The following is a 373-nucleotide window of genomic DNA, read 5'->3' on the forward strand; positions in this document are numbered from 1 at the left end:
TCGCGCATTAACCCGGCGCCGATCACGAATCGGCTCGCATCACGTATTGATAGCTGCATCTATGTCCGTCATTTGTTCACAGGGCTTGAGCGTGCCCGATTCAGTCGCCAGTCCGCCGCGAGCCTCGAGGTTCGCTGCTTGAGTGACCATAGCATTTTTACTGTTATTTTTCTTGTGCTTGAGTCGGATAAATCGGTTTTCTGGCGGTTTAAGGTATCCCTTGGACGGCTGGGTGCCTTGTGCCTGGAAAATGTTCGTCAGGCGATGGGTAAGCTCATTCGCCCATTAAATGGGGGGTTGACGCCAATCATGCCGCTCGCCTGCTGCGCTGGCCAGTAGGTGAAATGTCTATTTACACAACTTTACAAAGCCG

The 373-nt window shown here is 52.5% G+C and carries 1 protein-coding gene; it reads left to right on the forward strand.

The genetic code is table 11. The features are described from left to right. Window positions 1–339 (forward strand): hypothetical protein (locus tag SB756_RS28465; protein ID WP_410912841.1); only part of this gene is annotated, 339 nt, incomplete at its 5' end. Window positions 340–373: the final 34 nt, after the last annotated feature.

It is taken from the genome of Pseudomonas sp. SIMBA_068 (genome assembly GCF_046534705.1).
Classification (GTDB): Bacteria; Pseudomonadota; Gammaproteobacteria; order Pseudomonadales; family Pseudomonadaceae; genus Aquipseudomonas; species Aquipseudomonas putida.